Annotated in this window: 1 protein-coding gene; it reads left to right on the forward strand. The window is 71.2% G+C overall.

Annotated elements, in window-relative coordinates:
- A partial coding sequence (locus AAA069_RS09960) for a transposase (protein ID WP_349128273.1) occupies positions 1–645 on the forward strand: 645 nt, incomplete at both ends.

A 645-nucleotide genomic window follows, 5' to 3' on the forward strand; every position in this document is an offset into this window, starting at 1 on the left:
GCTCGCCGGGCTCGGCGTCGAGTGCGTCGTCGCCGCGGTCTCGAAGATCCCCAGGTCGGCCGCCGACTCGGCCTCCAAGAACGACAGGAACGACGCCGCCAGGATGGCCAAGGCGATACTCGCCCACGACATCTCCCCCGTATGGGTCCCCTCCCCCGAGGTCGAAGGCATCAGGGACCTCGCCGGCGCCTACGACGGGGCGACCGCGCGCCTGGCGACCGCCAAGCAGCGGCTGCTCGCCTTCCTCGCAAAGCGGGGGTTCGTCTACGGCGGCACCACGCCCGCCGGCAACCCGAGGAAGTACTGGACCTACGACTTCCTGAGGTGGCTCGACAAGGTCAGGCCGGAGGACGATGGCGGGGTTCGGACGCTCGCCGCCCTGAGGAACGAGGTCGAGGCCGCGGCGGAGGCCCGGGCGGACCTGCTCTCCGAGTACAGGGCCGCCGTGGATGCCAGCCCGATCGCCGCGGAGGTGGCCGCCCTCCAGTCGATCAAGGGCTGCGCCTTCGCGCTGGCCGCAGCCTTCTCGGCCGAGGTCGGCGACTTCACGAGGTTCCGTTCCGGAAGGCAGGTCACGGCCTATTTCGGCCTCGCGCCGAGTCAGAGGTCGAGTGGCGACTCCGTGCGGCTCGGAGGCATCAGCGG

Source organism: Collinsella sp. CLA-SR-H006, from assembly GCF_040097075.1.
Taxonomy (GTDB): domain Bacteria; phylum Actinomycetota; class Coriobacteriia; order Coriobacteriales; family Coriobacteriaceae; genus Collinsella.